We start from the raw sequence: 5,590 nt of genomic DNA on the forward strand, positions 1-5,590 counted from the left end.
GAGCTGGGGTGTTTTATGGGAGAGCCTGGCGATGACCTACTTTCACACGGGAATCCGCACTATCATCGGCGCGGAGTCGTTTCACGGTCCTGTTCGGGATGGGAAGGGGTGGTACCGACTCGCTATGGTCACCAGGCTATAACTTGTCGCGTCGCTGACTCCGAGGTCAACGCCGCCAATATGGGAATGTAGTTTAGGTTGTGTATGTGTATCAGGCACAAGGCAGACCCAGCCGGAAACATACCGGTTATAGGATCAAGCCGCACGGGCAATTAGTACTGGTTAGCTGAACGCATTACTGCGCTTCCACACCCAGCCTATCAACGTCCTGGTCTCGAACGACCCTTCAGGGAGATCAAGTCTCCAGGGAATCCTCATCTTCAGGCAAGTTTCCCGCTTAGATGCTTTCAGCGGTTATCTCTTCCGTACATAGCTACCCTGCGATGCCTCTGGCGAGACAACAGGTACACCAGCGGTACGTCCACTCCGGTCCTCTCGTACTAGGAGCAGCCCCCGTCAAGATTCCAACGCCCACGGCAGATAGGGACCAAACTGTCTCACGACGTTTTAAACCCAGCTCACGTACCTCTTTAAATGGCGAACAGCCATACCCTTGGGACCGGCTACAGCCCCAGGATGAGATGAGCCGACATCGAGGTGCCAAACACCGCCGTCGATATGAACTCTTGGGCGGTATCAGCCTGTTATCCCCAGAGTACCTTTTATCCGTTGAGCGATGGCCCTTCCATACAGAACCACCGGATCACTATGTCCTGCTTTCGCACCTGCTCGACTTGTCGGTCTCGCAGTTAAGCACGCTTTTGCCATTGCACTTTAGGTACGATGTCCGACCGTACCAAGCGTACCTTCGAACTCCTCCGTTACACTTTGGGAGGAGACCGCCCCAGTCAAACTGCCTACCATGCACTGTCCCCGACCCGGATTCACGGGCCAAGGTTAGAACCTCAAACAAACCAGGGTGGTATTTCAAGGTCGGCTCCACCGAAACTAGCGTCCCGGTTTCAAAGCCTCCCACCTATCCTACACAGATCGGTTCAAAGTCCAATGCAAAGCTACAGTAAAGGTTCATGGGGTCTTTCCGTCTAGCCGCGGGGAGATTGCATCATCACAAACACTTCAACTTCGCTGAGTCTCGGGAGGAGACAGTGTGGCCATCGTTACGCCATTCGTGCAGGTCGGAACTTACCCGACAAGGAATTTCGCTACCTTAGGACCGTTATAGTTACGGCCGCCGTTTACCGGGACTTCAATCAAGAGCTTGCACCCCATCATTTAATCTTCCGGCACCGGGCAGGCGTCACACCCTATACGTCCACTTTCGTGTTTGCAGAGTGCTGTGTTTTTATTAAACAGTCGCAGCCACCATTTTATTGCAACCCCTTCGTCCTTCTGGCGCGAGCCAGTCAAACTACAAGGGCGTACCTTATCCCGAAGTTACGGTACCAATTTGCCGAGTTCCTTCTCCCGAGTTCTCTCAAGCGCCTTAGAATACTCATCTCGCCCACCTGTGTCGGTTTGCGGTACGGTCTCGTATGACTGAAGCTTAGAGGCTTTTCTTGGAACCACTTCCAATTGCTTCGCGACCTAAAGTCGCTCGCCCCACACCCTTGAATCACGCACCCGGATTTGCCTAAGTGCCATCTCCAATGCAGGGACCGGGACATCCAACACCCGGACAACCTTCCGCGATCCGTCCCCCCATCGCATCATACGACGGTGCAGGAATATTAACCTGCTTCCCATCAGCTACGCATCTCTGCCTCGCCTTAGGGGCCGACTCACCCTACGCCGATGAACGTTGCGTAGGAAACCTTGGGCTTACGGCGAGGGGGCCTTTCACCCCCTTTATCGCTACTCATGTCAGCATTCGCACTTCTGATACCTCCAGCATCCTTTACAAGACACCTTCACAGGCTTACAGAACGCTCTCCTACCATGCACTTACGTGCATCCGCAGCTTCGGTATATTGCTTAGCCCCGTTACATCTTCCGCGCAGGACGACTCGATCAGTGAGCTATTACGCTTTCTTTAAAGGGTGGCTGCTTCTAAGCCAACCTCCTGACTGTTTTAGCCTTCCCACTTCGTTTCCCACTTAGCAATATTTAGGGACCTTAGCTGGCGGTCTGGGTTGTTTCCCTCTTGACACCGGACGTTAGCACCCGATGTCTGTCTCCCGTGATTGCACTCTTCGGTATTCGGAGTTTGCTATGGCGGGGTAATCAGCAATAGACCCCCCAACCATGACAGTGCTCTACCCCCGAAGGTGAGACACGAGGCACTACCTAAATAGTTTTCGGAGAGAACCAGCTATTTCCAAGTTTGTTTAGCCTTTCACCCCTATCCACAGCTCATCCCCTAACTTTTCAACGTTAGTGGGTTCGGTCCTCCAGTACGTGTTACCGCACCTTCAACCTGGCCATGGATAGATCACTTGGTTTCGGGTCTACACCCAGCGACTGAACGCCCTATTCGGACTCGCTTTCGCTACGCCTTCCCTAATCGGTTAAGCTTGCCACTGAATGTAAGTCGCTGACCCATTATACAAAAGGTACGCCGTCACCCGTTTCCAGGCTCCGACTGTTTGTATGCATGCGGTTTCAGGATCTATTTCACTCCCCTCCCGGGGTTCTTTTCGCCTTTCCCTCACGGTACTGGTTCACTATCGGTCGATTACGAGTATTTAGCCTTGGAGGATGGTCCCCCCATCTTCAGACAGGATTTCACGTGTCCCGCCCTACTTGTCGTACACCTAGTTCCACAATACTGCTTTCGCATACGGGGCTATCACCCGCTATGGCCGGACTTTCCATTCCGTTCTGCTAGCAATACTGCTAAAGAGTACAAGGCTGATCCCATTTCGCTCGCCACTACTTTGGGAATCTCGGTTGATTTCTGTTCCTACAGCTACTTAGATGTTTCAGTTCGCTGCGTTCGCTTCTGTTACCTATGTATTCAGTAACAGATGACCCATACGGGCCGGGTTTCCCCATTCGGACATCTGCGGATCAAAGCTTGTTTGCCAGCTCCCCGCAGCTTTTCGCAGGCTACTACGTCCTTCATCGCCTGTAATCGCCAAGGCATCCACCACATGCACTTATTCGCTTGACCCTATAACGAGTATGTCTCGATATAGGCTGAGTTCTCGCGTTGTGCCGTATTCCAAGACAATCTTTCGATTGCTCTGGTAATACTGGTTGATACAATCACAACCCAGTGTCGCGTTACTACCGAGCATCTCATCAATGCTCCGCGACACCTTTACTACATTCCATATTGTTAAAGAACAGCCGAACTTTTACGCTCGTCTTGGCTAGGCCAAACGCAAACACCATCGACATCACTTCGTCGATGCTTGCGTTTGGCAACCAAAAGGTTTTGGTGGAGGATGACGGGATCGAACCGACGACCCCCTGCTTGCAAAGCAGGTGCTCTCCCAGCTGAGCTAATCCCCCAGTCACGGCAGACAACATCTTCCACCGTCCGTAACTTGGTGGGTCTGGTAGGACTTGAACCTACGACCCCCGCCTTATCAAGACGGTGCTCTAACCACCTGAGCTACAGACCCTTGGCTGTAACATCAAACAAACCGATAAGTGTGGACGCCTAACGTCGGATGCACGCTCTTAAAGGAGGTGATCCAGCCGCACCTTCCGATACGGCTACCTTGTTACGACTTCACCCCAGTCATGAACCCTGCCGTGGTAATCGCCCCCCTTGCGGTTAGGCTAACTACTTCTGGCAAAACCCACTCCCATGGTGTGACGGGCGGTGTGTACAAGACCCGGGAACGTATTCACCGCGGCATGCTGATCCGCGATTACTAGCGATTCCAGCTTCACGTAGTCGAGTTGCAGACTACGATCCGGACTACGATGCATTTTCTGGGATTAGCTCCACCTCGCGGCTTGGCAACCCTCTGTATGCACCATTGTATGACGTGTGAAGCCCTACCCATAAGGGCCATGAGGACTTGACGTCATCCCCACCTTCCTCCGGTTTGTCACCGGCAGTCTCTCTAGAGTGCCCTTTCGTAGCAACTAGAGACAAGGGTTGCGCTCGTTGCGGGACTTAACCCAACATCTCACGACACGAGCTGACGACAGCCATGCAGCACCTGTGTCCACTTTCTCTTTCGAGCACCTAATGCATCTCTGCTTCGTTAGTGGCATGTCAAGGGTAGGTAAGGTTTTTCGCGTTGCATCGAATTAATCCACATCATCCACCGCTTGTGCGGGTCCCCGTCAATTCCTTTGAGTTTTAATCTTGCGACCGTACTCCCCAGGCGGTCAACTTCACGCGTTAGCTACGTTACTAAGGAAATGAATCCCCAACAACTAGTTGACATCGTTTAGGGCGTGGACTACCAGGGTATCTAATCCTGTTTGCTCCCCACGCTTTCGTGCATGAGCGTCAGTGTTATCCCAGGGGGCTGCCTTCGCCATCGGTATTCCTCCACATCTCTACGCATTTCACTGCTACACGTGGAATTCTACCCCCCTCTGACACACTCTAGCCGTGCAGTCACCAATGCAATTCCCAGGTTAAGCCCGGGGATTTCACATCGGTCTTGCACAACCGCCTGCGCACGCTTTACGCCCAGTAATTCCGATTAACGCTTGGACCCTACGTATTACCGCGGCTGCTGGCACGTAGTTAGCCGGTCCTTATTCTTCCGGTACCGTCATCCACACCTAATATTAGTAAGTGCGATTTCTTTCCGGACAAAAGTGCTTTACAACCCGAAGGCCTTCTTCACACACGCGGCATTGCTGGATCAGGGTTGCCCCCATTGTCCAAAATTCCCCACTGCTGCCTCCCGTAGGAGTCTGGGCCGTGTCTCAGTCCCAGTGTGGCTGATCGTCCTCTCAGACCAGCTACTGATCGTCGCCTTGGTGGGCCTTTACCCCACCAACTAGCTAATCAGACATCGGCCGCTCCTATAGCATGAGGCCTTGCGGTCCCCCACTTTCACCCTCAGGTCGTATGCGGTATTAGCTAATCTTTCGACTAGTTATCCCCCACTACAGGGCACGTTCCGATGTATTACTCACCCGTTCGCCACTCGCCATCAATCTAGCAAGCTAGATCATGCTGCCGTTCGACTTGCATGTGTAAGGCATGCCGCCAGCGTTCAATCTGAGCCAGGATCAAACTCTTCAGTTCAATCTGCTGTTTTCGCTCTTTACGAGCGGTCGCTCACTCTCAGAATCTGACTTGAACTTTCGTTCAAACCTTACTTCTGTGCGAGCACTTCATTACTTGTAAGCTAGCGAATAAATTCGCCGCATCCAGTATTAAGCGCCCACACTTATCGGCTGTTTGTTTGTTAAAGAACTTCGCGATCAACTTTGTTTATCGCGTCGCTGCGTTTGCTGCAGCAGAGAAACGAGATTATGCAGAGCTTTTTCGTCGCTGTCAACAACTTGCTGAAGAATTTTTATCGTTCAACGCGCTGCTAACTCACTACCGCGACACCCACCCGATCAACACCACCAATCGGCCGGAAACCCGCACCACATCTACTTCTCCACCGCCTCGACACCACCGCCTCAACCTGCGTTTCGGCGC

The 5,590-nt window shown here is 52.6% G+C and carries 1 protein-coding gene, 2 tRNA genes and 3 rRNA genes; 1 reads left to right on the plus strand and 5 read right to left on the minus strand.

Annotation, left to right across the window (positions count from 1 at the left end; all coding sequences use genetic code 11):
- Positions 1–23 precede the first annotated feature (23 nt).
- From rrf to R2N11_RS26270, 5 genes are all read right to left on the minus strand, one after another.
- Positions 24–136, minus strand: a 5S ribosomal RNA gene (rrf, locus tag R2N11_RS26250).
- Positions 137–251: 115 nt separating this feature from the next.
- Positions 252–3,130 (minus strand): 23S ribosomal RNA (locus R2N11_RS26255).
- 268 nt (positions 3,131–3,398) lie between these two features.
- Positions 3,399–3,474: transfer RNA gene (locus R2N11_RS26260), tRNA-Ala, on the minus strand.
- A 36-nt stretch (positions 3,475–3,510) separates the two neighbouring features.
- Positions 3,511–3,587: transfer RNA gene (locus R2N11_RS26265), tRNA-Ile, on the minus strand.
- Between the two features lie 60 nt (positions 3,588–3,647).
- Positions 3,648–5,185: ribosomal RNA gene (locus tag R2N11_RS26270) — 16S ribosomal RNA — on the minus strand.
- Together the 16S, 23S and 5S rRNA genes with 2 tRNA genes alongside form the textbook arrangement of a ribosomal RNA operon.
- Before the next feature lie 160 nt (positions 5,186–5,345).
- Between R2N11_RS26270 and R2N11_RS26275 the strand changes: the two genes are divergently transcribed.
- Positions 5,346–5,590 (plus strand): hypothetical protein (locus tag R2N11_RS26275; RefSeq protein ID WP_316682956.1); only part of this gene is annotated, 245 nt, incomplete at its 3' end.

Source organism: Ralstonia flaminis, assembly GCF_958415495.1.
GTDB classification, from domain to species: Bacteria; Pseudomonadota; Gammaproteobacteria; order Burkholderiales; family Burkholderiaceae; genus Ralstonia; species Ralstonia flaminis.